Raw genomic sequence first — 25,039 nt, forward strand, 5'->3', positions numbered from 1 at the left:
GTACTGACTGGAAACGACAAACCAGATAATCCCCCTTTTTATATCCTCGGTTTCAATTTGGGACTTGTTCGTCGAAAATTCAAACTGCACGGGTCTGGAGTTACCTCAACAGCATAGTGCTTCCCTTGCAGCACTGCCTCAGCGTTACCTCTCTTAAAAGCTTCGACTTTGCGGTTGCGCAGTCTAGCTAATACCCCATCTCGGCCCAATAAAAACATGACGTGGAGACGGAAAAAACTGTTTAGGAATTGCCCGGCACAATACTCCCATTCTCCAATCTAAAGCAAACAAATTCCAGATTATTTCTCCTCCTTCGTTTCAAAATGAAACGGCAGTTCAATCTGGTACTGCTGCGATTTTCATACGTGAAGTGTCGACATCGTTGCCAAGAAGCCTGGAGAGGCAACGCGACCACGCACCACAGCTACTTTCTTTAGCTATTAAGTGTCACAACGAAAATTGTCGCAGGAGCGGGGGTCATCCCGAGCGCCGCAATTCGATCAAGTAGTGATCCGCAAACGACGGCAATGGAGGTACTGCTTCCAAGCGGCGCTCGCAACGGTCGAGGAAGTGAATCAGCTTGCGATGCCGCAACGCCCAGGCCTCGGCATAGCTGGGCGGAACGAACACGCCGATGGCACTAACGCGGAGAATCGTGAAATGAGGCATTGACCATCGACGCATGGTCCGCAACGAAGGATACGACACATGGATTCCATGCCATTCCACGGAGGATCGGAAACGGCGAAACGCGCGAGCAGGATCGCCGTGAAGCAGATACCAAATCCATTCCCAAGGACACCATGGACCCATCACACACAGCAGGACGTGAGTGCCCGGATGCAGGCACCGCGCAAGTGCGCCCAGGGCCACATCGACATGTTCCACGCAGTTCAGTCCGCCAAAATTCGAAAACGCGCCATCGAACTCCGACGTCGGCAGATTGTCGAGGTTATCCCAGCCCATGCATTCATAGCGGATCATGTCTTCAAGCCCATGTTGCTTGGCCTTGGCTGCGGCGATTTCGATCATGGCGCGAGAGACGTCGGTTGCAAACACTGAGACACCTTGACGCGCGAGATATACGGCGTCCTCGCCGGTGCCGCAGTTCAATTCAAGGATGCGCTGGCCAGGAGCGAAATGGAATGGAAATCGATTCCACACTGCCCGCCGCATTGTGGAGCCAATCAGAGAATTCGTGAATTCCCGGTCGTAACTAGCCGCCAGTTCTCCAAATGGATCGGCGGCGCCTTCGGACTGGCTCATTGACGCCCTATCAAGATTACGAAGCGGCTTGGTTCGCGCTTCCCCTTCCATCGTGCTACCCAAGGACGCATGGCCCACTTCCAGCCGTACCACGGCTCGACCTTTTCCCAGTTAAGGCAAAGTTCGTGTTCAAGTTGTGTTAGACGATCTCGAGTCATGTATTGCAGGCTCGGGATGGACTCGGATCGCGTGCCATACCGCTTCTCAAAAAACGCGTGACGTTCAGCGATCATCAGTTTACCGCTTTCTTCCTTTTGGTATACCGGTGTTTCGAGAACGACAATACTTCCACCGGGTCGCAACACTCGAAGAGCTTCACGCAAGGTTGCGCCGTAGTCGGTGCTGTAGTGCAGGCTAGCGTTGTAGATCACGGCGTCCGCAACACCGGAAGCGAGCGGCAGATGCTCAAATTCCGCCTGGAAACGAGGCCACGCGGGAGTGTAATGCCGCGCGGCTCCCAATCCATCCTGGTCGTCGACACTCACGTCGATGGCGCAAGGAGTGCAGCCGTGTTCCGCCAGACGCCGACTCAACCAAGCCACTCCGGCCCCGAGATCCAGGATCGAAGGGTTGCGGCCGAGCTTGGGAAGAACACGCCGGACAAAGCAGTCGAATGTATTCTTATGGATTGCCCATTGCCACGCAATCGGATGCCCAGGGTCGCATGATGGCAGCTTCAAATAGAAATCTGGTGATTTCGAGCCACGCCCTTCCGCCAACCGGATAGCCGTATAGTCACGCAGAAAAGGCTCCAGCACGGCCAATCGATCGGGTGGCAGGAACCGCCATATGCCGTCAATACAGGAATAGTGGTTCCCGCAACGTTCGCACGCCGCGGCTTGCATCTGTGCTGAAAGGGTGCCGAGATCCGATTGGCATTTGGGACAGGCCAGTCGCCAGTCGAAGGTCAAGCCTCGACCTCATGGGCTACAGCCAACATAGCCTCCTTCGCCGCCCGGGCTTCGGCGTTGAGCGTGACGGCCGCGGCTTGGTCCGCCGAAAACGCGCGGTGTGCGGCGACTTCCTTGCGGAGCCAGCGATCGGCGTGCTGGTAATAAGTGCGCGAATGCCGGTTGCGAATGGCGTAGTCACGATCGGTGCTATCGTCCCAACTCTTGTTGAGAACCACACGGTCGGCGATCCTGCGAAAGTAACCAGTATTCATGATCGGGTAGGAAACCGTAGTCAGAAATTGTTCGGGATCGCACTTCTTCACCAAATCAATGGTTGCTTGCATATCCTCGATTGTTTCGTCCTCGTAGCCCCACATAAGGAACATACCCACTTCGATTCCGAATCGCTTGGCCATCTTGCTGGCCCATTCCACTTGCTCCACTTTGACTCCGCGCTCCATTGCGTCGAGAATTCGCTGGCTGCCGCTCTCCGAACCGATCCAGATACGGTAGCATCCCATCTCAACCAGCGTGCGGATTACGTTCTCGTTCATCATCCGGTCGGCGCGCGAGATTGTTTCAAACGGCAGAAAAAGCTTCCGGCGTTTCAGTTCGGCGGCATAATTGTGCAGCCAGCCATGATGGATAGTAAACACGTCGTCGGCGTACCACACCTGATCGGGATGGTAAGACGTCTGGATGTGTTCCAATTCATTGGCGCAATCTACATAGCTCCGGCGGCGGTGCGAAAAACCGAAGACCGCATGCGAGCACCAATTGCACTTGTATGGACAACCACGCGCGGTGATCAGATTCACGCTGCCGCGACCGTGATGCGCCCGCCAAACGTCCACGTAGCGCGCCTGATCGATTTGTCCACGGTCGGGCCAGGGCAGGCTATCCAGATTTTCGATCTGCGGCCGGGCAGGATTCATGATCACTGCGCCGCTCTCGTTCTGAAACGCCGTCCCACGGACACCATACAGCCGGTGCGGACCCTTCTTGTCGATCTCGGGCAGGAGCTCGGCCAGCGTCTCTTCACCTTCGCCGATCACAACCACGTGAGCTCCACGCTGAATGTACTCTTGTGGATAGTTGGCGGCTTCTGGCCCGCCCAAGACCACAATCCAGCCATGGGCGTGAGCCCGCGCCGTTATCTCCAAGATCGCGCCGCGTGTGGTGAGATTTGTGTAGATGCCGAGTACGCTCTTCGGTCCGTTCTGCAATCTCTCAAACAAAGCGTCGCGTGAAGAAAAGGTGCTATCAAAGACTTCCACCGCGAATCCCGCCCGGCGGAGATACGCGGAGATGTACAGGAGTCCCAGCGTAGGATACGGCTTCATGATCCTTACTTCCTTTTCGTCCTCGAAGAGGAAGTAACCGTGAGTGAGAAGGATGTTAGTCATGGTGGTTTCCGGCGTCAGTTCCACGATCCGCTGAGATTGGGCGGCAAGACCGGCAGGTAATGTTTATGAACGGACGTGGGATGTTCGGCCTGATAGTTTGCTTCTACCTTTTGAATCTCCTTCCACTCGGCATTTACGCTATCGAGTTCGGCGAGCGCCTCGGTCGTGTTCTTCGGGGCCGATTGCAGTTTCAGGCGGACGTCCAATTCGCGATGGACCACTTTGTACAGACGGCGGTAGAACTCCGTCCGATACGATCCCTGGAACATCATGGCGAGATCGTCGCTATTGTCCCAATGGTCTTTGGTGCCCAACTCGTTTTTCACCATATCGTAGAAACGCGTTCCCGGTAAAGGGTTACTGACGCTAATCCCGATGCTTTCGGGCAAAGTCGTTCGCACCATTTCGGCGGTCGCAAGGATGTCTTCGAAAGTTTCCCCTGGATAACCGAATTGCAGGAAGAAACCTGTGGCGATGCCCGCGTCCTTAAGCCGCTGCCTCACGACGGGGATTTGCTCAACGCAAATTCCTTTGTCCATGGCGTCGAGAATCTTCTGGCTGCCGCTCTCCGCGCCGATCCAGACTTCCCGGCAACCCGCATGCGCCAGCGCCTCTACAGCGTCAGGCGTCATCAGGTCGACACGTGATTGAATCATGAAAGGAATCGAAGCATCTCGAGCCCGCACCTCCTCGGCGAATTGCACCGACCATTTCGGCTGAAGTCCGAAGATATCGTCGACGAACCAGATATGGTCGGGTCGGATGGTTTGTTTCAACAATGCCATCTCCTCGGCAACGTTTGCCGGAGAGCGCATGGCATAGCGCTGTCCCCAGATCGGTTTCGCGCACCAATTGCAGTGAAACGGACATCCTCGCGTACTCACCATGTTGACGCTAAAGAACCCGTGTGCCTGCATCCACGCGGCGCGATACGGCTCGGCTTCCAGCAAATCCCAGGCAGGCATGGGAAATACGTCGGGATGCCGCTCGGGAATGCGCGCCTCATTGCGCCGGACTCCTCGCGGTTGGCTGGAATCCGCGCGCGCCAGGCCGGGAATCTCGTCCAATTTCGCATTGCACAAGGATCCCGTGGAACGCAGCGTCCCTAACAATTCACCCAGGCTGTGCTCAGCCTCCCCTAAGATTGCGTAATGGACGCCGTGCAAAAGATACGCCTCGGGATGGTCGGTTACGTCCGATCCACAAGCGATCACGGTTGCGCCGCGTCCGGCGGCGAAGCTTGCCATTGCCTGCGCCGCTTGCCGGCTGTGGTTAAGACACATTTTGTTCAGAAAATGAAACTCATCCTCAAAGAGCACCACCATTCGGCAATCCGAAGCGCGGAGCAGCGCCTCAAATTCATGGACGCCGTCGGAGAGCAGGGCGTCGAAGAGACCAACGGTGTATCCAAGTGAACGCAGGTAACTGGCGGCGTAGAGGGTCCCCAGCGGCGGATAGGGACGCATCTTTTCTACCTGCTTGGCATCGTTCTTTAAAAAGAAGGAGTGTGCGAGGAGTACATCCATATGGTTCTCCACTGGTAATCTTCGCCAGACCTTAGTGGTGCTGGAGATAACTTACCGCAGGAATGATTCTCACTAACTGCATCATGCCACGGTCCTCATGGCCCAGCAAGTGGCAGTGGAGCACGAAATCGCCAGTGAAATCGACGTAACGGCTACGGATCCGCACATGGCCAGGTTGGGTCGCCTTACCGTCGTTGCCGATGACAAGGTTCCCAGAACTGTCGGTTTTAGCAGGGGGAATCAGAATAACGTCATGCCAGATGCCGCCCTCTTCTGCCTTGTAATTGTTTGACGCATCGTTCGGATCGTACACCTCCACCAACTGGAAGGGATTCACGTGGATGTGGTATGGGTGCCGGATGGAAGTAGTGTTGATGATCAACCACTCTTCCGGCTCGTCCAGGACCAATGTTTGGCCGTAGTTCTTTTCGCTAAATTGAACGCCGTCCAAGGTGAAGTAAGGGGCCCGGTTTACATTGATCACGAATTCGTTGTTGCCATCGACTTTGACGGTGATCGGCAACGCCGCTTTCTTGGTAATGTCTTTCGGATCGGCGTGGGTGGATCCCGAAGCGGCCGGTGCGCTAACCAACCGGTAGGGCTCCCATCCGAAGTCCAGGTTCCGTGATTTCCGGCAGGGGCCGATGTCGTGAAGAAAATCGGGGAAGACGGGATACTTTCCGGCATTCCTGCCTTCGTTCGGAAAATCCATGTCAACGGGATCGCCGCACACGATGACATTGACGTAGTTGGCGAATGGAAATTGGCCTGGATCGATAAATGAGAACGTTCCTGAGGCAGGGGCCTTGACGAGAATGTCGGCTCTTCCGCCGGCCGCTACCCACAGGCGGGTCGCGTTCTTCGTTGTGTGGTCCTGCAGCGTGAGCGGCTGCTTCTGGTAGTTAGCCAACTTGAACTGAACACCGTCCTGAGCGATCTGCCGGAACATCGGGACGACGGCACCCGAGGAGTCCTTGAAGGACGCACGAATGCTGTTTTCGACCATTGCGTTGACGATTCGCCACAACTGAATCTCGCCCGGGCGCATCTGGATGGTCACCGCCGGGTTTTTGAGATCGGCGCCCGCCAAGCCGCCGTTCACCATGACCGGAATCGTATTGTTGTTGGCAGCCCGCTCCAGATCGTTCATGTCGGTGAAGCGTTGAACCAGGAGGACCTTCTGCGTCTGGTCTAAATCCGGATAGATCGCTCGGAGATCCCTGTCATAGTCGCCCTCGATGATAAAAGCGCCGGCGAGTCCGTTGTACAAATGGATGGCCGTCGAGCCGTGCTTGTGGGCGTGATACCAATGCGTGCCTGGCGCCTGACCCATCTCGTGTCCGGCTGCTTCGGTGATCTGGAAACAATTAGGATAGCCGCCGACAAAGAACTCCGGCCATTTCCCTTCGGCGCGCAATTGAGCGTTCTTGGTTGCCAGCCGGTTATTGAACGGTAGCGCTGGATTCCCCGGCGTTCCGCGCTTGCCCTGCCAGATTGCAGTCTCGTCGTAGTTTTTGATCCGGTTCGCTTGATCGGTGCGCCACGCCTCAGGCGCCTTGTCCCACTCGATGTGATGGGCCGACTCGGCGTACGCGAATACCTGTTTGAAGAGCGGCGCGGCTACCTGTTCCGTGAAGGTTGTGTCGGGGCGCACTTGTACGAGTACGTTGTCGGCGAAATCGTCCGGCGACACGTGCGTCCCATGGAAATGGAGGTTAGCGGTGCTCGAAGCGTGGAAGCAGTTCGGGAATACATCGCCGCGAGTCTCGGGATACCACTTGTTATCCGGTGCAGGGGCGCCTGTGTTGGGATCCTTGAGCGCCGCATTTGTGTACATGTCGCAGCCCGTGCCCTTGCCTTGCTCCGCGTTATCGATTGACAAACCACTGTTGGAAAACGCGCCGGGGGTCACGTGGTTTAAGAAGGTAATTTCCACTTTTTCACCGACCTTGGCGCGCAGCGTGGGACCGGGCAAGCAAGCTTGTACTTGGTCTGTCGGCGGCCAAACCGTCCCATCGGTTTGATCGCGGCCTTCGAAATAACGCATAACTGGAAGCTGGCTGCCAGTATAGCCAGGAAGCCGTTTCTGGGTATTCTTGATCGTCAGGACCGCTTTCAGTTTTCCGCCCTTGCTGATGATTTCTCTGATCTTCGGAAATGTGTCTGCCGGACAACTGCCCTGCATCGCCATAGGGTCCGCAAACGACGACAGCAGAGGCATTAACGCTAAGCCCGATGTTGCGGCCAGCATCTGGTTGACGAATTCGCGCCGCGTAACGGCTTGGACATTCCTTTTCTTGCGATCTTTGCCCAGATTCTTTTTCTTCGTCATGCCGATCCCTTTCGCCTGCATTTGTCATCTAGCGTTGATAATAATCCGGCCCGTCTCGCTTGTGTGCCCCGCCACGGCACACACGTATTCAATTACCTGGTCTTGGCCTTTGATCGCATCCCCAAACGAAATGCCCGGAGACGTAAATGGATCTTGGCCTAGGACCGCAGGTCCAAGAACATTCGCCATCCACGCAGTGGTGGCCAGGCCTTTTTGAGTTATCTGGTGCGAAGCCTGCGTATCGTTGTTAACGAACACGACCACATCGGTGCGCCCGATTCGGATTGGATTTGGATTGAAAACGACGTTACCAGCTTGCCGCTCGATTGAGACCGTTGCCATAATTTCCCCGCTTCCGTTTTGAAAGATCTGCCTGCGAGCCAACAATCGGCATAGATTACCATAGTGACGTAATAAAAATTCACGAAATTCCAGACAACGGTAGTTCCAATTTGAAATGTAGTTCCAATTTGAAATTAGGACACTACCCGGATCATTGCGCGTGGTCTAAGTATCTGTCAAGCAAGTCAATCACTTGATCCAGATTGCAGCCAAGGCAAAGCCGGTACGCGCCCTCTCCAAGAACATTTTCTATACGTTCGCGATATGCCGGCGCCAGAGCTTCGCGGCCTGACTCTCCAGCCGGCCACAGCGCGAACGACTCCTCTGCCGCGAGTGTTTCTAACCGACTGTCGCCCTGGAGATTCTGCTCAAGGAAGAGAACAATTCCCGCCGGAGCATGGGTGACGCCGCTGCCGAGGCGAATTTGGTCCACAGAAATCTCCAGCTTAGCTTCGCCATCGTCTTCCTCGGCGACAAAGGCCGCAGAGTCGAAGGCTAGTTTCGGAAATAACGAGGCAGCTGAACGCCGCAAGCGCAACCACCACGGGATTCCCCACCAGTCGCCGTTAGGACCGATCCACACGGTGCTATCGGCTAGGATGCGCCAGCCGCGTTCGACCGCCGCGCATGCTAAAACGCTTTTGCCGGAGCCGCGCACCCCCCGAACCAGGACCGTCCGGCCGTTCCTCTCCAGCCCGGCTGCATGGATACCGACAAATCCGCGAGCTGTCAATAGCACAGCCAAGGCAAATTGCAAATAATGGTGCCGCAGCACGGCTTCATCGCTGAGTAATTCTTGCGGAAAACATCCCTGGGCTGCACCCGTTGTCAGATTGGCTCGGATAACTTGCTCATTTCCAGCCCAGGCACACGCCCATTCGTCTTCAAACTGAAAGACTGGGTGGGCGGTAATGTCCCCCAATTGTGAAACTAGAAGATTGAAATGAAGGTCAGCGGCGCGTTGGGGATCTCCGGGACCAAAGCCGCCAAACAGATCTGCGCAGATCCTGAGAAGCGTCTCATTTTCGGTTTCGACGCGCAGGTTCAATCCCATTGGACGAAACCAGCTAACTGTAACGCGCTTCACGGGGCGGTCCAACCGTTCCAGTGCGGTCCAATCCAGCCCCGTTCCGTGATCTCCCGCATACTTTCAGGATCGAGTCTGTTCAACTCGCGCCAATTCACTTTGCCTTGGCCGTAGACGTTGAGGTAGGGAACCGGTGCCTGGTCTTGGGGAGCGGAACCGAGGATCAACTTGCCGTCGTTCAGATGCTCGTGCATTCCGAGCCGTTCGAAATCCCATGGACTCCGGCCCGGCTTGAGCATCGTGTCCAGATATTCGCTGCGCCAGATCGCCGCCTGCAGGGAGGATCGGTACAGGGCATCTTGCGCGCTTACAACGATGTTGAATTGATCGCACTCCGCATAAGGCGAATGCGCAAAATATGCGCGGTCCAGCGTAAGATCGACCTTCATCACGTTGTCGGTGTGGATCTGCTGCTCGAGGACCCGGACCTGCTGGCGGTTTACCGGGCGATAGATGAAGTAGTCGATTTGAAGCAGAGCGAAGTACGAATCGGAGATGCGCGCCAGCCAGCGTTTCAGACTATCGCTCCAGCGTGGCGTGGGATACAACTCGCCGAAGTGCCTTCCGCGACGTTGTTCCGACCACTCGGCGACTTCGTTGCCGAACTCGCTGGCTGCGCCCAGCGATTCAAAGGAGAAATTTGCCGGCATTTCTAAGCCAGGAGCAGTGTAGCCAAGGATGGTCACGGGCTGGTCAGGAGACCAAAACCTGTTGAAGAGATGCGCGAAGGCTGGAATCAACGGGTTGTACCAGTCGGATGTAGTGACGTAGACGTTCATCGACGCCGGCCCATCACAACGAATCCCGCTGGGGCTGCCGAAGGGGAATGAATCTGCGCGCCAACTCTAGTTCCCAGGCGTTGGCATAGCGTCCGCTCTGGTAGCGCCAACCTGCCAAGGTCTTCAATAGGGTCTTGCCCCACGCCGGAGTCGCATAGTCTTGCACAGTGGGAAACCGGCAGGCGAGCACGCGAGCGAAGTCCCGCACGCGGCGTCGCATCTTCGGCGAGAGCCAGGGCGCGTCCTGATGGCAGACGTAGTTTAGCCACTGCGGCTGCGTCCATTCCTCCGGAGTCGTAGGCAGTTCCGGACCACCCGGACCATAGGAATCCAGCAAAGGACGCGCGTCTTTCTTCGAACCCGAAGCACGCTGCGGAGTCGGGCTGTAAAAATACAAGATGATTTCGCACTCCGGATTGATTCCCTTCAGCTTCTTGATGAATTGGAGCGTGTTCTCGATCTCATCTTCAGGATCCTCAGGACCGCCTAAGACAAAGGAGAACTCGGGAATCACGCCATATTCACGGCAGAGGCGCGCGACCTCGATCGTGTGTTCAGCGCGCGATCCCTTTTTCATGCGACGAAGCACCGCGTTGCTGGCAGCTTCGGCGCCGATATAGGCCATTCTCAGGTGCGAGGTGCGCAGACGATCCCATGTGCGCGGTGAGAAGTTGGCCAGCGTATCTGCGCGCGCATAACACCACCAAGGCAGATTGAAGCGTGAAAGCACCTCCAGAGGCGCTTGACTGCTCTCCTCGTTGTCGAAAAAGTTGTGATCGTAGAATTGCATCGCGTTTGCGCTGTAGTTTCGGGAAAGAGTGGTAAGTGCCAGTTCCAGCCTTGCACTCGATCCCATACGCGTATAGCCATCGAACATCGAAACCACACCGCAAAAAGTGCAATGATAACGGCATCCAAGTGCCGCTTGATGCACGGCGGTTCGCGATCCCATGAAACTTGGACGCAGATAGCGCCCAACGTCGCCAACGCGCTCATAGGGCAGGGGCGGATGCTCGTCGGGCGGAACAAATCCGCGATTGGGATTGTGGACCACCTGTCCATCTTGTTTCCAAGTGACTCCCGCGATGCCACGCAGCGCATCAGAATGATTGCTGCTCGAATTGCTGGCGGGATCCGGCGAACCGGCATCGGGAAGCTGTTCCAACAACTGGACAATCGTGCGCTCTCCTTCGCCGCGAACAACATAATCGACGTACGGCGCGTTGATAGCTGAGTCCGGATACAGAGTAGGGAAGTAACCGCCCCACGCGATTGGAACCGATGGATGCGCCGCCCGGATTGCTACAGAAATCTCGATCGCCGGGGCGACCTGGGGTCCGGGCATTACCGTGACGCCGACGAGGGCGCAATCCTCGCGCTGCGCAGCCGTCACGGCACGATTCACGGCATTGGCATCGAGGTTTCCGTCGATGATCTCGTAATCGTAGCGGCCTTCGAGTATCGCGCCCACCGCCAGCACCGAAAGCGGCAGCCGCACGCTCTTCGGTCGGCACATTCGCGGATTGATCAACACCACGCTTCGCCGTGTCATGCTGGGCCTCCATGCGGCGGCTTCAATCGCGCCGCATAAACGGTCATGATTTCGTTCCCGAAATTGCGCTGTCCGGCCACCACGAGCGAAAACCTGTTCGCCCGAAGTGCCGCCACGAGCGAGCCGCAGTCGCCGTCGGTCGAAAGCAATATCAAAGCTTGTCCTTGATCGGTCAGGATATCAGCAAGACTGGCAGCGAAGCGCTCCATGATGTCGCGGCTCCGCCAACTCATATCGAAAAGGCTCGTCGGTTCTCCCCGAAAGAAGGGAGGATTGAACATTACCAAATCGAACCGCTCGCCGAGCACTGTGTCAAACAGATCCCCTTGGTGCACGTCCACCTGCGAATCCACAGAATTAAGGAGGCAATTGATTTTGGCGCAACGCACAGCCTCGGGATTGATATCCACGGCAATGACGCGATAGCCTTGCTTGGCGGCAAAAATTGCGCAGACCCCCGAGCCGGTACCCATGTCCAAGGCCAGGCCTTTCGCGTGCGGGAGACTAGCGATGATTTCCGCGAAGTATTCGCCGCTGCGGAAAACCACGGGATTCAGCACATCCGGCCACACGAGCAACGGCAAGCCTCGCACCGATTCCAGCACATGCTTGCGCACGCGCGGCAGCAGGAATGGTCTCTTGACGTAGAGCCAAAGCAATGCAGCGGCTCGCAGCCACGGATTTGTTCGCGGTTCCGCGATGGCCAATCTCGAAATCACAACAATTCCTTGCTTCGCGTGACCCTTAGTTTCGCACAAAGTGCTCCACTTTTCTCGCCGATCGCCAAAGCAGCCACAGGAAACAAAGCCGGTATCCCTGCCTCTTGGGCGACGCCCAAATTGATTGCCCAAAGAGTGTGGAAGCACGAAAGGAGAAATCGTAAAGCCGGACATGCGGAAATAGATGGCTGTGCAATCGTCGTAACGCGAGATTACTGGTCCATCCGCGCCAGAAATAGCGGCCCCTTCCCGCCATTTCCGCCAGCTTGCGCTCCCCCACCGTGGCTGCGCCGCGGCGTGTGAGCGTCACACCAAAGAAACGGACAATTTCTCCGGTGCGATCCATGTGATGGAAGTTGATCCTATAGCCGGCTTCAACAACCGCCAGCGACAACACATCGCCAGTGTCGTACCACTTCCAATCGAAGACGGGAAGGCTTGTGTCTAGACTCTCAGCGCGGGGAAAGAAGCCATCCGGCAATTTCTTCATGACCTCGCGGTAGATCTCCGGCTTCAACACCACCGAGTACGTCCCGTGACTCTTGCGGCGCGATCGCGAGACGCAGGAGACCGCCGCTACATTGGGATCATCGAGCTCCTTCTGCACGCGCGGCCAAACTCCGCGCGAGACCCAAAAGACGTCGCTGTCGATGATTGCCAGATATCGAGTCTGGCAACGCTGAACCGCTTCGTTGTAGGCGTCATGAAACTCGCGGCAGGTTGAGGTGCGATGCAAGATCGTTGCGCCCGGAAATTCCGCCGGATCGAGCTGCGGACCATCAGAGTCGTGAAAGATCTCGAAGCGCGCCAACCCGTCGGGGAAAGCGCGACTGACGCATTGAAACCAGATCCGCACCACGTCGGCAAAGACTGTAGACGTGAAGACCGTAAGCAAAGGCTCAGCGGGCATTGACTGCTCTCCAGCAATCGGGAACAAGGCCCGGCAGTGGCTCGCGGATGCCTAGATAGCGCGCCAAACGCTCCGCGCAGCGATCAGATCTCGCGAAATACTCCAACAAGGCCGCGCGCAACTCCGCGCGCTCGATTCGCGCCAGGATACGCCGAAGCGCCTCTGCCGTCAGGCTGCCACCAAGCTCGCGCCCATCGGCGCCCGCCGCGAACGGGCCGTCAAAAACAGCCCGATACAACCAGCCGAGCAGGACGTTGTCGTACGCTCCCATAGCGAAATACCGTTTGTCGGCAATCAAGGCTTCAAATGCTTCTTCGCCGATCGCCGCAGCGAACGTTTCTCGAGATACTCGAATCACTGTCGTGCCGTGAAAATCGGCAATGCGTTGGGGGGCTTCGTCGCTAAGGTCCACGATGTGCTTGCCGACCTTTTCCAGCATCAGCGCGGCGCACTCACCGGGGCCGCGATTGATAGAATGGGGCCATTTCTGCAAGTCCTCATACGATGCCATCATGGCCCGCTCCGGCAATCCGCGATAGTCCTTGGCGTGGCACAACAGCGCATAGACGCCCGGCAGCTTGCCTCGCCGCAAGTAGGACAATGCCGCGATACTGGGATCGTCGAAATGGCGGATGCAGCTCGCCGCCCACGGTGAGTCCAGGATAAATACGTCGGCATCCAGGAAAAACACAAAATCGAAATCGCTCTGCAGGGCAGCGCCGTAGAATTCGACGAAATCGCGCGCGCCCGGACCTGGGTCTTGAAACGATGTTTCCGGGAAATCACATTGAGAGAAGCGGTCTCGATTCGCGTCGCGGAAAATGACCACTGTCACCTTCCAACCGAGGCTACGGAAGGCTGGCGCCAGATCCTTGTGGACCATGCGATGCCACAGTCGCGCCAGGTCCGCGTAGCGATGCGGACCCGTGATCATCACTCGTGGAGCGTTCATGCGAAAGGAGGATGATCGGTGCGGGGATGATAGCGTCCCTTCCGATCGAAGCCGCACTCCCAAACTCCACCGAGCCACTCGCCTTCCCAGAAGACGCCGCCCCAGAAACTTCCATCGCGGAACTGGCCGCCGCGAAAAATGCCGCCCATCATGATCCCCGATTCGAAGACGCCGCCTTGCCACTCGCATTCCATAAGCACCGCGCCGCGGTTGACGGTCTCCGGACCGAACGATTCTTTCTGGAAAAACTCACCTGGACTCAAGACTCGCAGAGGTCGCTCCTTCTGTTCAGGCTGAGCCGAAAGGCTTCAAGCTATCATCGCCGCGCGCGGCCTGTCAATCGAACAGATTCAAAGGTTGTTCCTCGCCGAAACTCAGATCCACTGTGAACTCAACGGTTTAAGGCCGATGGCAGAATGGTCTTGCCGAGCGATGGGTCGGTAGTTGTCGCCGCGACCTGCTGGATCATGTGATTCCGGTCAACGAACGACCATCGTTACGATCTGGCTGCCTAAGATTTCATAAACAACAGGCCGATTTTTTTACTAGCGATGAAAACTCGCCGGTGGCGCAGCCTCGCCGCTTCTCACGTGTCACGGCCAAAATCGGACCTTGATCGTCTCAACCGCGTAATCGTTTGCCGCCGGAAGGTGTGCCTGTCTATTTCAGTTCCAAAATAACGGCGTTTTTTTAGATTTTGGCAAGGGACAACAGTAGCAGCCCGTATCTTATTGAAAGAATTGGTCGGGGAGAGAGGATTTGAACCTCCGACCCCCTGGTCCCGAACCAGGTGCTCTACCAGGCTGAGCCACTCCCCGACAGCTTTTGCGAAAGGAACTTGCAAGCATGCCTGCTGACTCAATCTTGAAATCTAAGGATTAAGCGCAGAAAACCAAACAGGATAACAAAACTTACATGTAATTTCATTATAGCAAAGCTATTTTTCAACGCTCTGCAGGCGCGAAGGCCGTTTCTGCGACGCGATGGTAGAATAGCGCTTTCCCTGTAAGACCCTCTTTCGGGGACGCAAAGGCGATCTTCCGAAAGCCCAGTTCATCATGTCTATAAGCTCATCGCAGCGTCCTGCCTCCATCACCTACGCCGATGCCGGCGTGGATATCGCCCAGGCCAACCGCACCAAGCAGCGCATCAAGTATCTGGCGCACAAGACCTTCACTAAGGGTGTGCTCAGTGAAATCGGCGGCTTTGGTGGGCTCTTTTCAGTGGATAGAAAGAAGTATCGCGATCCCGTGCTGGTTTCGAGCGTGGATGGCGTGGGCACCAAGCTCAAGATCGCCTTTGAAATGAACCTGCATCACACCGTGGGCGCTGATCTGGTGAACCACTGCGTGAACGATATCGCCGTGCAGGGCGCTACGCCGCTGTTCTTTATGGATTACCTGGCCACGGGCAAGCTCGAGCTCGAAGTTGCGGAAAAAATCATTACCGGCATTACTGATGCCTGCAAGCAGAACGGATGCGCACTCATTGGCGGCGAAACCGCGGAGATGCCTGGGTTTTATCCGCCGGGAGAGTACGATTTGGCGGGATTCATTGTGGGAGTCGTGGACCGCGAGCGCATCATCACCGGTAAGAATGTGCGTGAAGGCGACATCCTGCTGGGATTACCTTCCAATGGCCTGCACACCAACGGATACTCTCTCGCCCGCAGGCTGCTCTTTACCGTTGCCGGTTATACGCCGGAAACCTATGTGAATGAGATCAAGAACAAAGTGGGAAATGAGCTGATGCGCATTCACAAAAGTTACTGGCCGGTTTTGCGCCGCCTGGCGCAGAACGATGTGATCGCCGCCATGGCCCACATCACCGGAGGTGGGATTACAGAGAACTTGCCGCGCGTGCTTCCCAAGGGCGCCGCTGCCTCGGTACAGATGGGGAGCTGGCCGGTACCGCCCATCTTTTGCCACATGCAGAAGGTCGGCAATGTCCCGCAGGACGACATGATGCGTACCTTTAATATGGGTATCGGCATGGTGCTGGTCGTTCCGGCAAAAAAGTTCAAAAGAGCGCAGACCTTGCTGGAGCGGGCCGGAGAAAAATTCTACACCATCGGCAGAATCGTTCGCGGAGAGAACAAGGTCGTATATTCCTAATAAGACAGAAAAATACCGCGGAGACGCGGAGGCGCGAAGAAATTGAATCATTAAATCATAGGATCATTGATTCATTCTCATAATCCCTTAATGATTCAATGATCCGATGACCCAATGGCTCAATTTTCTCCGCGTCTCCGCGCCTCCGCGGTTAAAATTCCGCCCGCCTGTGGTAAAAACTAATTGATGGTTACCAAAAAGCTCGGCATATTGCTCAGTGGACGCGGCTCCAACTTTGAAGCCATTGCCGAATCTATTTCTGCCGGGCGCATTGCGAATGCTGAGATCGCATTGGTGATTTCCAACCGTGCCGAAGCTGGCGGAATCGAATCGGCCCGCAGGCGCGGCTTGCCTGCGCTGGTGGTTCCTTCCAAGGGCAAGGCGCGCGAGGCGCACGATGCCGAAGTTGTGACCGCACTCAGAGAAAAAAAAGTAGATTTGATTTGTCTGGCAGGATACATGCGCCTGCTCTCGCCCTGGTTTGTGCAGCAGTTCCCACAAAGAATCCTGAATATACATCCTTCGCTGCTGCCTGCTTTTCCGGGACTTGAGGCGCAGCGCCAGGCCCTGGAGTACGGCGTGAAGGTTTCGGGTTGTACCGTACACTTTGTGGATGAACACCTCGATCACGGCGCCATCATTGTGCAGCGAACTGTGCCTGTTCTGGATTCCGATGACGATCACGCGTTGGCCGCTCGCATCCTGCAGCAAGAGCACATTGCTTACACGGAGGCGATCAACATTGTGCTGGAAGGGAACTACGAAATCGTTGGCCGCCGGGTGCAGATGCCAGGGAACATAAAGCTGGCCGCAGAGCGGCACGCGTAACTTTATAATCGAAAGCTATGCCTAATTTTCCTCCTGTGGACGAGCAGCTTGCCTACATCAAGAAAGGCTCGGCGGAGATCATCCGCGAGGCTGAGCTGCGCGAAAAGCTGGAAAACTCTCGGAATACCGGCAAGCCGCTGCGGGTAAAAGCCGGCTTTGATCCGACTGCGCCAGACCTACACCTGGGCCATACCGTCCTGATTCGCAAACTCAAGCACTTTCAGGACCTGGGCCACACCGCCATTTTTCTGATCGGAGATTTTACCGGGATGATCGGCGATCCCAGCGGACGCAGCGCAACCCGCAAGCCGCTTACGCGAGAAGAGATTGATCGCAATGCTGAGACTTACAAAGAGCAGGTCTTCAAGATCCTCGATGCGAAGAAGACAGTGATCGATTTCAACAGCCGCTGGTTCTCGAAATTCAGCGCCGTCGATTTTATCCGGCTGGCGGAGAAGTACACGGTCTCACAATTGCTCGAGCGCGAAGACTTTCATGCGCGCTTTCAGGAGGAAAAACCGATTGCCCTGCACGAGCTGCTCTATCCGCTGGTGATGGGTTACGACTCGGTGGCCCTGGAGGCCGATGTGGAACTCGGTGGGACAGATCAGAAGTTTAATTTGCTCACCGGACGCGAAATGCAGCGGCAACACGGCCAGCCATCACAAGTGATCTTGATGACGCCGATCCTCGAGGGCCTTGATGGTGTGCAGAAGATGTCGAAATCGCTCGGCAACGCCGTCGGCATCAAGGAGCCTCCGTTGGAGATGTACGGCAAGGTGATGTCAATCTCCGATGAGCTCATGTGGCGCTATTATGAGTTGCTGACCGATCTTTCCACGGCGAAGATCGCGGAAATGAAATCACAGGTTTCCTCCGGCGCCTTGCATCCCATGAAAGCCAAGAAGGAGCTGGCAGAGAGAATTGTTGCTGATTTTCACTCTGCCGAGTCTGCCCGCCAGGCCGCTGCGGATTGGGAAAAACAGTTCCAACGCGATGAAGTGCCGGAGAATCTAGAGACTGTAACAGTCCGATATGGCGACATTGGCGCGTCAGGTTCTGAACCCGCGGCTGCTAACAATCATCAGGCGCGAGTTGATAAATTGCTCTTAAAATGCGGATTGGTTGCCTCAGCAAGCGAAGGCCAACGCAAAATAAAAGAAAAGGCTGTGCGGCTGAACGGGAATATAGTAGCTCAGCCTCCATTTGCTATCCCTAATTTTCCCTTTGAGGCAACAGTGCAGGTTGGGCGCAAGCTCCGCAAAGTGATAGTTATTGCTTGAAATTCCTAACAGAATTTCCTGCAAGCACATCTTTACAAAAGGGCCTTATTTCCGGGCCTCCCAGTAGTGCTAAACTAACCTCTATCTATGAATGAGATATCAATGACAGAGACGAAACGCTCCCGTACATGGCTTTGGGTGTTGCTGGGTGGAGGCTTTTTTTTCATCTTCATGGTTGCCGTTATCACCCTGATGATCGTGGCCATGCACAGCGATCGAAAGTTTAGCGGTTTTGGTGACAAGATTGCCGTTGTTGATCTGGAAGGCGTGATCATCGAGCCACAAACCGTGGTCGGGCAGCTCAAAGATTTTGCCGATGATGATTCCATCAAAGCCATCATCCTGCATATCAACACCCCCGGAGGCGGGGCAGCGGCCTCGCAGGAGATTTATACCGAAGTGCGCCGTATCCGCGACGAGAAGAAGAAGACGATTGTGGCCTCGGTGGAGTCGGTCGGCGCCAGCGGCGGATACTACGTCGCCTCCGGCACTAACAAAATTTATGCCAACCCGGCCAGCGTGGTGGGCAGCATCGGCGTCATCTCGGAGTGGATCAACTATGAAGAGCTCATGAAGTGGGCCAAGCTCAAGGACGTGACTCTGAAGGCCGGCGCTCTCAAAGATGCCGGCAATCCCGCGCGTGAGATGACCCCCGAGGAGCGGGCCTACTTTCAAAGCCTGATTGACGATATGCATCAGCAATTCATCTCTGCCGTTGCCGAAGGCCGCAAAATGAAGGTGGAGGACGTGAAGGCGATCGCCGATGGACGTGTCTGGACCGGGCAGCAGGCGCTCCCGCTGAAGTTGGTGGATAAGCTGGGCGATTTTCAGACTGCAGTGGATGAAACCGCCAAATCGGTGGGGATCAAGGGAGAGCCGGAGCTGGTTCGTCCCCAGAAAGACCGCCGCACATTGCTGGATGTGCTGACTGGCGACGTCTCCAATTTTGTTCCCGACAAAGCGAAAATGCTGGATACACACGTCGGCTTTTATTACCTGTGGAAGTGAAACGATAGTAATAGATCGGTTAACTGCCTACGGCTGAGCCAAACTGCTAAACCGGCCCCATTGCGGAAGTGACAAAACCATTGTTATCAGGTAGATTGCTAGTCTATGACCAAAGCGGATTTGATCGAAGAAGTCTCCAAAATGGTGGAACTCACCCGCAAGGACAGCGAGGTTGTCGTTGATACTATCTTCGACAGCATTGTGCACTCGCTGCGCAGCGGCGATAAGATTGAGATCCGCGGCTTCGGCAGCTTCCGCACGCGCCAGCGCAAGCCCCGCGTAGGACGCAACCCTAAGACCGGCGAGCGGGTCGATGTCCCAGCCAAGAAAATTCCGTTCTTTAAACCCAGCAAAGAACTGAAAGACGTAGTCAACCAGACCCACGCCCAGACGCAACCTACGACTACACCGCAGTAGCTTCTTTAACCTGCCGGCCTGATTCCTATCGCCGCCATCATGCGGCCGGTTTTCCCCCGCTCTGCGCGGTGAGAGAAAAGCAATTTCAAGTTGCAGGCCGTACACAAAGACGAAGCGCTGATATTTTCTTCTTTCAATCCCGCACTCAAGAGCTGCCGCTGGTTTGCCTTCACCAGATCAAGGTGGATCTGCGGCCCCAGGTCGCTGTGTCCGGGCGCACGCGCCGTCAGAAAGAGCATTGGATACTTCTCACGAACCGGGTCCGACTCGAACACTGTGTGAAACAACTCCTGGGCATAGTCAAACTGGCTTTCGAATTCCGACTGCACCTCAGCCCCCACGCTGTAACAGCAACCGCCAATGCCGGGACCAAGCGCAGCCTGAAGCTGCTCCGGATCGCTGCCAAAATGCATGCGCATGGCTCCCACGCCTTTTTCAACAATGCGCGCCAGCGTACCGCGCCACCCGGCATGAAAGGCCCCCACGGCTTTTTTTACCGGATCAGCAATCAACACCGGCAGGCAATCGGCAGTTTGAATGCCCAGTACAAGGCCGGGCTTGTTGGTCACCATCCCATCACCAGCTAAAGGCTTGGCAAAAACGCGGTCTACCAAATAAATATGGGCAGAGTGGATTTGCCGCAGCGTGACCAGTGGAAACGGTTTCTTATTCTTTTGTGCTCCCAGGCGTTGCAGAAAAATCTGGCGGTTTTGCTCTACATTCTCCCGCTTGTCATCGGAGGTGAACCCCAGGTTCAGCGCACCCCGGCCATAAATGTCTGAGCGGCCGCCCGGGCGCGTGCTCCATCCTTGCAGCAGCCAGGGTTGTCGGACAAAATTTTCAGCAGACAAAATCTTCGGTGGCTGGGCTGCGGGTTGTTTCCTCTTCTTAGCTGTCGTGGTTGCCATCGCATTTGATTCTAAATGTTTTGTAAAAGGGCGGGCCAACTGCCCGCGCCGGCCAGCGTCCGCCATCGGCCCACCGTGATATATTTTTAAGCAACCATGTACACCGACTTTAAAGTTAAAGACCGCTGGACCGGCGAGGAAATTCATTGCATCTACCAGGCCGTCATCGTGGCCATCGCCACCCGTCACGCCGACGCTGTGGACATCAAGTTTCTCGCCAACGGGCGCCCCATCTGGATCGCGCTGCCGCATCCCGCCTGGGTGGAATACAAGCGCCGCACGGGCAAGACGATCAGCGATGCGCTCGCCATCCAGATTGCCGGACACTTTCTCAAGACCGCCATTGAGTCGGGACTGGAAAGCGGGCGTGAAATGTATACGCTCACGGTGCAGGAAACGCTCGATCATCTTGATGCCGTGGTGCGCGAACGGGCGGCGTAGCTTTTCGCGGGGACATCCCACGTTCTTCCAGGCATTCTGGAGGTCTCATGAAATGTAAATTGCTATGTCTTCTGCTTGCGCTTGGCGTGGCCGTGTCCTCAGCCCACGCCCAAACGCATCATGTAAAAAAGCCGCCTGCAACGCCCGCAGCACAGGGCGCTCCGCATAGCGACGACCTGGCGCTCGTAGAACTCGAAAAAGAATTCTTCGCTGCCATTCGCCAAAAAGACAACGATAAGCTCAACGCCATTCTGGCCGATGATTTTGCTTATGTTACCCCCGGCCAGCCGGAGATGACGCGCGCGCAGTTTCTCAAGCACGTGCAGGCGCTTCCCGATACCATTGAATGGCTGGGCGCCGATGAAATGCGGGTAAAAATCTTTGGTCCAGTTGCCGCCGTGACTGGTGTACGCAACACCAAAATACGCGCTGAGAATGGGACCCTGGTCAGTTCTGACGCTTCTTTCGCAGACGTTTTCAGGAAGAACGGAGACGAGTGGGAACTGGTACTGGTCCACACCGTTGATTTGCCTGCGCCTGGCAGCTCAAAGGTCGGAAAATAGAAAGTTGTAATTCAATGTTCGCCCGCAAAATCCGCGTTGAATATGAAAGCCAAAATGGGTTGCAGCCTTGCCCCATCAAGTGGCTGGATAATTTTGCCATGCGCGACTTTACCAACGACCAGATGTTTGATGACACCCTGCCAACCGCCGATGGATCGCTTGAAATCGGCTCCCGCGTTCCCCTCGACCAGCTCAAAGCAGCATTGGAAGACTGGTTCCAGCGCAAAGGATATTTGCAAAAGGGAAGTAAGTTATCGCTGAAGGAAGTTTGAGTTCATGTCCTACAGTGAATGTTAGTCCATGGAAACTACCATGACCTATCAAACCAAGCCCGTGATTGCTTTTGTTGCGGCCATATTTCTTGCGATATCTCTTGCGGTATTGCTTTTTCCGCTGGAGCTTGAAGTAACGCCAGCACGTCTGATTCAGGCGGTGGATTTACAAGGCAAACCTGTGCAAGGCTATCGGATCGAGGAACAATGGGCGTGGTGGGGTATTGAATTTGATTTTCATCGTGACGTCGCGACTACCGATGCAAATGGCCTGGTGCACTTTGACCGTCATGTGATCCAGGCAAGTCGGCTACGTAGATTCCTGGCTGAGCATCCTGTCGGTGGAGTTGAGGGTACGCCCAAGCATGGACCGGTTGTGTGGTTCTCCTGCATGCGCGAAAGCGTCTACCCGCCAGCAGAGCTCTCCCTACTATTCGGCAAAGACATATCCAGCGGTGCATTGAAGATACGATGCGGGCCGCCGGGAAAAGTGTCGCAGCCTTAGCTATCAACGCAACAAGTCTTCAAACTCTAGGGGTTCCCGACTCTTTCGTGCGGTACTTGACGATGACCGGCGTGCACAACGAACCGTCCGTCTAATATTTCAGCAGCCATTCATCACCCAAGAAACTGGCAATCGGAACCCGCAACTTTAACTACTGCGGCGAAGAATCAATCGGTTGCGGTGCGGTAACCACGGGCGTACCTTTGCGCCGGCGCAATATAAAAGGACGGCGACGGCGGCGTTCCACACGGCGATCAATTTTGTTCCAGAAGCCGACAAAGTAATCTCCTGCGGAAAACAGCGAGACCGTCAGCATGAACCAGATGGAAAGTTGCGCGATGAAGTGAACCGGAAGACCGATGGGCAGGTAAAGTTTGTGCAGGTCCCACCAGGCCCAGCGGTGGTCAAGAATCGCGGCCACCACGGAAACAATCTGCACCAGCATCTTGAACTTGCCCAGATCGCTGGCCTCGATGGTGAATCCTTCCGAGGCGGCGATGGACCGCAATCCGCTGACCAGAAACTCCCGTCCGATGATGACCACCGCCACCCAGGCGGGCACGATGCGCGGGTTGAATTGCACCAGCGTAACAAAAGCCGCCGTGACCATGAGCTTATCGGCCAGCGGGTCGAGCAGCATACCCATGGAGGTGATCTGTGACCTGCGGCGGGCCAGGTAGCCATCAATTCCGTCGGTAATCGAAGCCAGGATGAACAGGGTGGCGGCGGCCAGCTCTTTGTGTCCGTTTTCGCTGCTGAAGTAGTTGCCTAACAGAATCCAGATCAATAGCGGAATACTGGCAATACGTGACAGCGAGATGGAGTTAGGTAGATTCACACACAGGTATCACCCGGCAAGGCCGTGTGGACAATTTGCATTGAGTATACACCCTGTTTGAAGGGGGAAGTTGCATGCGGCAAGTCTTTAAAAACAGCACGGCAGCTTCAGGCATAGATGCCGCGCTGCTTGATGGTGAAGGCCACGCGGTCAATTGCCAGCATATAAGCGGCGATGCGGTTATTGACGTTATGGGTCTCCGCGTAGCGTACGACATCTTCAAAAGCTTCCTTCATAATGCTCTCGAGCTGCTCGTTCACCACCGCTTCTTTCCAGAAGTAACCCTGGCGGTCCTGCACCCATTCGAAGTAAGAGGTCGTGACCCCGCCGGCATTGGCCAGGATATCGGGAATGATAAATACTTTTTTCTCAGCGAGGATGTCATCGGCAACCGCCGTCGTAGGACCGTTTGCGCCCTCACACAGGATCTTGCATTTGATCCTGTCTGCGTTCTTGCTGGTGATGACGTTTTCTGTAGCGCAGGGGGCAAGGATGTCACATTCGGTGGTCATGAGCTCGGCTCCGTCGGCAGCTCCCGCGCCGGGGAAGCCGACGATAGTATTATTTTTTTTCTTGTATTCGATCAGATCATCAATGTTGATGCCGTTGCGGTTGTGGAGCGACCCGTTGATCTCGATAATCCCAATAATTTTGTAGCCGTCCTGATACATCAACTGGGCGGCGTTGGAGCCGACGTTTCCGAATCCCTGAATGATGACGCGGCAGCCTTCGCGATCCATGTTGAGCTTCTTCAGCGCCTCGTCGCAAACAATCATCACACCGCGCCCGGTGGCCTCGCGCCTTCCGCGCGAGCCGCCCATGTTCACCGGCTTGCCGGTCACGACCGCTGTCACCGTTTGCCGCATGTGCATGGAGTAGGTATCCATCATCCACGCCATAATTTGCTCATTGGTGTTCATGTCGGGAGCGGGAACGTCTTTTTCCGGGCCGATAAATTCAATCAGTTCGGAAGTGTAACGCCGCGTAATTCTCTCCAGCTCGCTTTGCGACAGCTTCTTGGGGTCGCAAATCACGCCACCCTTGGCGCCGCCAAAGGGAATATTGACCACGGCACACTTCCAGGTCATCCAGCTTGCCAGGGCGCGGACCTCGTCGAGGGTAACGTCGGGAGAATAACGGACCCCGCCCTTGGCCGGGCCGCGGGCAATGGAGTGCTGCACGCGGTATCCGGTAAAGACCTCCATGCGTCCGTTATCGAGTAAAACCGGGATGTGGACGATGATTTCGCGAGCGGGATAACGCAGGATCTTCCACAGGCCTTCATCCAGGTTGAGCTTCTGTGCGGCATAATCGAAGCGCGCTGCCTGCGACTGCCAGGGGTTAAGTTCTTGCTCTACGGAAATTGTGATTGGGGTTTCAATACGAGACGTGGTACTCATGAAAACATTCTTCTCCAGCGGTCATTGGTCGAACAAATACTAACCGCCTAGCCCTAAACGCATAGAGTGTAGAAGGGCAAACTCACAGTATAAAGAAATTGATAAGAGTTAGGCAAGAGTAGACTCCCTTGCACCAGGCCGGATCAGTGAGCGATCCTATCGGCCAGCAATTTTCTCCGGCAGCCATGCAGCTTAACGCTTCCGCAAACGAAACCAGGAGAAACAGAGATGAATGCCAGTTCCAGTTCTGATTCAAAGACCGATGGAAACGTAAAACAAGTCGTCCCATTCCTGCGCGTCTCCAACATGGAGCGGTCGGTTCGTTACTACGTGGAGGGCCTGGGCTTCGTGATGAAGAACAAGTGGGTGGTTGAAGGGAAGTTACGCTGGTGCTGGCTGGAGTTGGGCGGTGCAGCGCTGATGCTACAGGAGTTCTCCAAAGAGGGGCACGACTCGTGGGTGCCCGCTTGCAAGGTGGGCGAGGGCGTGTCGCTCTGTTTTAACTGTGAAGACGCGGTAGCGATCTACCGGGAAGTCAGGTCTCGCGGCATCGAGGCATCAGAGCCGCAGGTCGGGAACGCAATGTGGGTTACCTGTCTCTCTGACCCCGACGGCTACCGGATAGAATTCGAAAGTGCAACCGATAAGCCGGAGGATACGAAGCTCTCAGAAGTGAAGGGCTGACCATGATCCAGCCT

At 55.7% G+C, this 25,039-nt stretch carries 26 protein-coding genes and 1 tRNA gene; 10 read left to right on the forward strand and 17 right to left on the reverse strand.

Annotation, left to right across the window (positions count from 1 at the left end; translation table 11 throughout):
- Window positions 1-477: 477 nt before the first annotated feature.
- From VK738_05375 to VK738_05440, 14 genes are all read right to left on the reverse strand, one after another.
- Complete coding sequence (locus VK738_05375) at window positions 478-1,266, reverse strand: class I SAM-dependent methyltransferase (GenBank protein HTD22061.1); 789 nt, start codon at window positions 1,264-1,266, stop codon at window positions 478-480.
- Window positions 1,263-2,177: a methyltransferase domain-containing protein gene (locus VK738_05380; protein ID HTD22062.1), complete on the reverse strand. Its 915-nt coding sequence runs from the start codon at window positions 2,175-2,177 to the stop codon at window positions 1,263-1,265. The genes VK738_05375 and VK738_05380 overlap by 4 nt, the downstream gene beginning before the upstream one ends.
- Window positions 2,174-3,565, reverse strand: coding sequence for a radical SAM protein (locus VK738_05385; GenBank protein ID HTD22063.1), 1,392 nt, complete (start codon window positions 3,563-3,565; stop codon window positions 2,174-2,176). Before VK738_05385 ends, VK738_05380 begins: the two co-directional genes overlap by 4 nt.
- A gap of 14 nt (window positions 3,566-3,579) precedes the next feature.
- Window positions 3,580-5,091, reverse strand: coding sequence for a radical SAM protein (locus tag VK738_05390; protein HTD22064.1), 1,512 nt, complete (start codon window positions 5,089-5,091; stop codon window positions 3,580-3,582).
- Window positions 5,092-5,122: 31 nt separating this feature from the next.
- Window positions 5,123-7,444 (reverse strand): multicopper oxidase domain-containing protein, encoded by a 2,322-nt coding sequence (locus VK738_05395; protein ID HTD22065.1) that lies wholly within the window; start codon window positions 7,442-7,444, stop codon window positions 5,123-5,125.
- A 3-nt stretch (window positions 7,445-7,447) separates the two neighbouring features.
- Entirely contained in the window at window positions 7,448-7,765 is a 318-nt protein-coding gene (locus VK738_05400; GenBank protein HTD22066.1) for a hypothetical protein, read from the reverse strand.
- Between the two features lie 151 nt (window positions 7,766-7,916).
- Window positions 7,917-8,852 (reverse strand): hypothetical protein, encoded by a 936-nt coding sequence (locus VK738_05405; GenBank protein ID HTD22067.1) that lies wholly within the window; start codon window positions 8,850-8,852, stop codon window positions 7,917-7,919.
- Complete coding sequence (locus tag VK738_05410) at window positions 8,849-9,631, reverse strand: hypothetical protein (GenBank protein ID HTD22068.1); 783 nt, start codon at window positions 9,629-9,631, stop codon at window positions 8,849-8,851. Before VK738_05410 ends, VK738_05405 begins: the two co-directional genes overlap by 4 nt.
- 13 nt (window positions 9,632-9,644) lie before the next feature.
- Window positions 9,645-11,183: a radical SAM protein gene (locus tag VK738_05415; protein ID HTD22069.1), complete on the reverse strand. Its 1,539-nt coding sequence runs from the start codon at window positions 11,181-11,183 to the stop codon at window positions 9,645-9,647.
- The gene (locus VK738_05420; protein HTD22070.1) at window positions 11,180-11,902 is read right to left on the reverse strand and encodes a methyltransferase; all 723 of its coding nucleotides are present in this window, start codon (window positions 11,900-11,902) and stop codon (window positions 11,180-11,182) included. Before VK738_05420 ends, VK738_05415 begins: the two co-directional genes overlap by 4 nt.
- Window positions 11,903-11,927: 25 nt before the next feature.
- A complete protein-coding gene (locus VK738_05425; GenBank protein ID HTD22071.1) occupies window positions 11,928-12,812 on the reverse strand; it encodes a glycosyltransferase in 885 nt (294 codons plus the stop codon).
- Entirely contained in the window at window positions 12,802-13,746 is a 945-nt protein-coding gene (locus VK738_05430) for a hypothetical protein (GenBank protein ID HTD22072.1), read from the reverse strand. The genes VK738_05425 and VK738_05430 overlap by 11 nt, the downstream gene beginning before the upstream one ends.
- Before the next feature lie 14 nt (window positions 13,747-13,760).
- Window positions 13,761-14,027: a hypothetical protein gene (locus tag VK738_05435; GenBank protein HTD22073.1), complete on the reverse strand. Its 267-nt coding sequence runs from the start codon at window positions 14,025-14,027 to the stop codon at window positions 13,761-13,763.
- A 478-nt stretch (window positions 14,028-14,505) separates the two neighbouring features.
- Window positions 14,506-14,582, reverse strand: a tRNA-Pro gene (locus VK738_05440).
- Between the two features lie 240 nt (window positions 14,583-14,822).
- Here VK738_05440 and purM point away from each other — a divergent pair.
- The 5 genes from purM to VK738_05465 all read left to right on the forward strand — a co-directional run bounded on the left by purM (window position 14,823) and on the right by VK738_05465 (window position 19,414).
- Window positions 14,823-15,878 carry a phosphoribosylformylglycinamidine cyclo-ligase gene (purM, locus tag VK738_05445; protein HTD22074.1) on the forward strand — a complete coding sequence of 352 codons (1,056 nt, stop codon included), beginning with the start codon at window positions 14,823-14,825 and terminating at the stop codon, window positions 15,876-15,878.
- 186 nt (window positions 15,879-16,064) lie between these two features.
- Window positions 16,065-16,706, forward strand: coding sequence for a phosphoribosylglycinamide formyltransferase (gene purN / locus VK738_05450; GenBank protein HTD22075.1), 642 nt, complete (start codon window positions 16,065-16,067; stop codon window positions 16,704-16,706).
- A 17-nt stretch (window positions 16,707-16,723) separates the two neighbouring features.
- Window positions 16,724-17,989, forward strand: coding sequence for a tyrosine--tRNA ligase (tyrS, locus tag VK738_05455; GenBank protein HTD22076.1), 1,266 nt, complete (start codon window positions 16,724-16,726; stop codon window positions 17,987-17,989).
- 102 nt (window positions 17,990-18,091) lie between these two features.
- The gene (sppA, locus tag VK738_05460; GenBank protein HTD22077.1) at window positions 18,092-18,997 is read left to right on the forward strand and encodes a signal peptide peptidase SppA; all 906 of its coding nucleotides are present in this window, start codon (window positions 18,092-18,094) and stop codon (window positions 18,995-18,997) included.
- A gap of 105 nt (window positions 18,998-19,102) precedes the next feature.
- The gene (locus tag VK738_05465; GenBank protein ID HTD22078.1) at window positions 19,103-19,414 is read left to right on the forward strand and encodes an HU family DNA-binding protein; all 312 of its coding nucleotides are present in this window, start codon (window positions 19,103-19,105) and stop codon (window positions 19,412-19,414) included.
- A 5-nt stretch (window positions 19,415-19,419) separates the two neighbouring features.
- Here VK738_05465 and pgeF read toward each other — a convergent pair whose 3' ends face one another.
- On the reverse strand, window positions 19,420-20,322 hold the full coding sequence (gene pgeF, locus VK738_05470) for a peptidoglycan editing factor PgeF (protein ID HTD22079.1): 903 nt from the start codon (window positions 20,320-20,322) through the stop codon (window positions 19,420-19,422).
- 96 nt (window positions 20,323-20,418) lie between these two features.
- Between pgeF and VK738_05475 the strand changes: the two genes are divergently transcribed.
- Genes VK738_05475 through VK738_05490 form a run of 4 tightly spaced genes read left to right on the forward strand, consistent with a single transcriptional unit; the run spans window position 20,419 to window position 22,103 of the window.
- Complete coding sequence (locus VK738_05475; GenBank protein HTD22080.1) at window positions 20,419-20,763, forward strand: hypothetical protein; 345 nt, start codon at window positions 20,419-20,421, stop codon at window positions 20,761-20,763.
- A 47-nt stretch (window positions 20,764-20,810) separates the two neighbouring features.
- On the forward strand, window positions 20,811-21,326 hold the full coding sequence (locus tag VK738_05480) for a nuclear transport factor 2 family protein (protein HTD22081.1): 516 nt from the start codon (window positions 20,811-20,813) through the stop codon (window positions 21,324-21,326).
- A gap of 14 nt (window positions 21,327-21,340) precedes the next feature.
- Complete coding sequence (locus tag VK738_05485) at window positions 21,341-21,598, forward strand: hypothetical protein (protein HTD22082.1); 258 nt, start codon at window positions 21,341-21,343, stop codon at window positions 21,596-21,598.
- A gap of 40 nt (window positions 21,599-21,638) precedes the next feature.
- A complete protein-coding gene (locus tag VK738_05490) occupies window positions 21,639-22,103 on the forward strand; it encodes a hypothetical protein (protein ID HTD22083.1) in 465 nt (154 codons plus the stop codon).
- Between the two features lie 151 nt (window positions 22,104-22,254).
- On the opposite strand, the gene pgsA is transcribed toward VK738_05490, so the two are convergent.
- Together pgsA and VK738_05500 are read right to left on the reverse strand one after the other, a co-directional pair.
- Window positions 22,255-22,941, reverse strand: a complete 687-nt coding sequence (gene pgsA / locus VK738_05495) for a CDP-diacylglycerol--glycerol-3-phosphate 3-phosphatidyltransferase (protein ID HTD22084.1) — start codon at window positions 22,939-22,941, stop codon at window positions 22,255-22,257.
- Between the two features lie 107 nt (window positions 22,942-23,048).
- Window positions 23,049-24,341, reverse strand: a complete 1,293-nt coding sequence (locus VK738_05500) for a Glu/Leu/Phe/Val dehydrogenase (protein ID HTD22085.1) — start codon at window positions 24,339-24,341, stop codon at window positions 23,049-23,051.
- A gap of 228 nt (window positions 24,342-24,569) precedes the next feature.
- Here VK738_05500 and VK738_05505 point away from each other — a divergent pair, with 228 nt between their 5' ends.
- Window positions 24,570-25,025: a VOC family protein gene (locus VK738_05505; GenBank protein ID HTD22086.1), complete on the forward strand. Its 456-nt coding sequence runs from the start codon at window positions 24,570-24,572 to the stop codon at window positions 25,023-25,025.
- Window positions 25,026-25,039 lie beyond the last annotated feature (14 nt).

Source organism: Terriglobales bacterium (assembly GCA_035487355.1).
Lineage (GTDB): Bacteria > Acidobacteriota > Terriglobia > Terriglobales > Acidobacteriaceae > QIAW01.

Coding starts and splice junctions, on each gene's coding strand:
- sppA (HTD22077.1), top strand. CDS start 18,092: ATGACAGAGACGAAACGCTCCCGTACATGGCTTTGGGTGTTGCTGGGT.
- VK738_05480 (HTD22081.1), top strand. CDS start 20,811: ATGAAATGTAAATTGCTATGTCTTCTGCTTGCGCTTGGCGTGGCCGTG.
- VK738_05465 (HTD22078.1), top strand. CDS start 19,103: ATGACCAAAGCGGATTTGATCGAAGAAGTCTCCAAAATGGTGGAACTC.
- VK738_05395 (HTD22065.1), bottom strand. CDS start 7,444: ATGCAGGCGAAAGGGATCGGCATGACGAAGAAAAAGAATCTGGGCAAA.
- purM (HTD22074.1), top strand. CDS start 14,823: ATGTCTATAAGCTCATCGCAGCGTCCTGCCTCCATCACCTACGCCGAT.
- VK738_05430 (HTD22072.1), bottom strand. CDS start 13,746: ATGATCACGGGTCCGCATCGCTACGCGGACCTGGCGCGACTGTGGCAT.
- VK738_05485 (HTD22082.1), top strand. CDS start 21,341: ATGTTCGCCCGCAAAATCCGCGTTGAATATGAAAGCCAAAATGGGTTG.
- tyrS (HTD22076.1), top strand. CDS start 16,724: ATGCCTAATTTTCCTCCTGTGGACGAGCAGCTTGCCTACATCAAGAAA.
- VK738_05390 (HTD22064.1), bottom strand. CDS start 5,091: ATGGATGTACTCCTCGCACACTCCTTCTTTTTAAAGAACGATGCCAAG.
- VK738_05415 (HTD22069.1), bottom strand. CDS start 11,183: ATGACACGGCGAAGCGTGGTGTTGATCAATCCGCGAATGTGCCGACCG.
- VK738_05505 (HTD22086.1), top strand. CDS start 24,570: ATGAATGCCAGTTCCAGTTCTGATTCAAAGACCGATGGAAACGTAAAA.
- pgeF (HTD22079.1), bottom strand. CDS start 20,322: ATGGCAACCACGACAGCTAAGAAGAGGAAACAACCCGCAGCCCAGCCA.
- VK738_05490 (HTD22083.1), top strand. CDS start 21,639: ATGACCTATCAAACCAAGCCCGTGATTGCTTTTGTTGCGGCCATATTT.
- VK738_05500 (HTD22085.1), bottom strand. CDS start 24,341: ATGAGTACCACGTCTCGTATTGAAACCCCAATCACAATTTCCGTAGAG.
- VK738_05425 (HTD22071.1), bottom strand. CDS start 12,812: ATGCCCGCTGAGCCTTTGCTTACGGTCTTCACGTCTACAGTCTTTGCC.
- VK738_05410 (HTD22068.1), bottom strand. CDS start 9,631: ATGAACGTCTACGTCACTACATCCGACTGGTACAACCCGTTGATTCCA.
- VK738_05400 (HTD22066.1), bottom strand. CDS start 7,765: ATGGCAACGGTCTCAATCGAGCGGCAAGCTGGTAACGTCGTTTTCAAT.
- purN (HTD22075.1), top strand. CDS start 16,065: ATGGTTACCAAAAAGCTCGGCATATTGCTCAGTGGACGCGGCTCCAAC.
- VK738_05385 (HTD22063.1), bottom strand. CDS start 3,565: ATGACTAACATCCTTCTCACTCACGGTTACTTCCTCTTCGAGGACGAA.
- VK738_05475 (HTD22080.1), top strand. CDS start 20,419: ATGTACACCGACTTTAAAGTTAAAGACCGCTGGACCGGCGAGGAAATT.
- VK738_05375 (HTD22061.1), bottom strand. CDS start 1,266: ATGAGCCAGTCCGAAGGCGCCGCCGATCCATTTGGAGAACTGGCGGCT.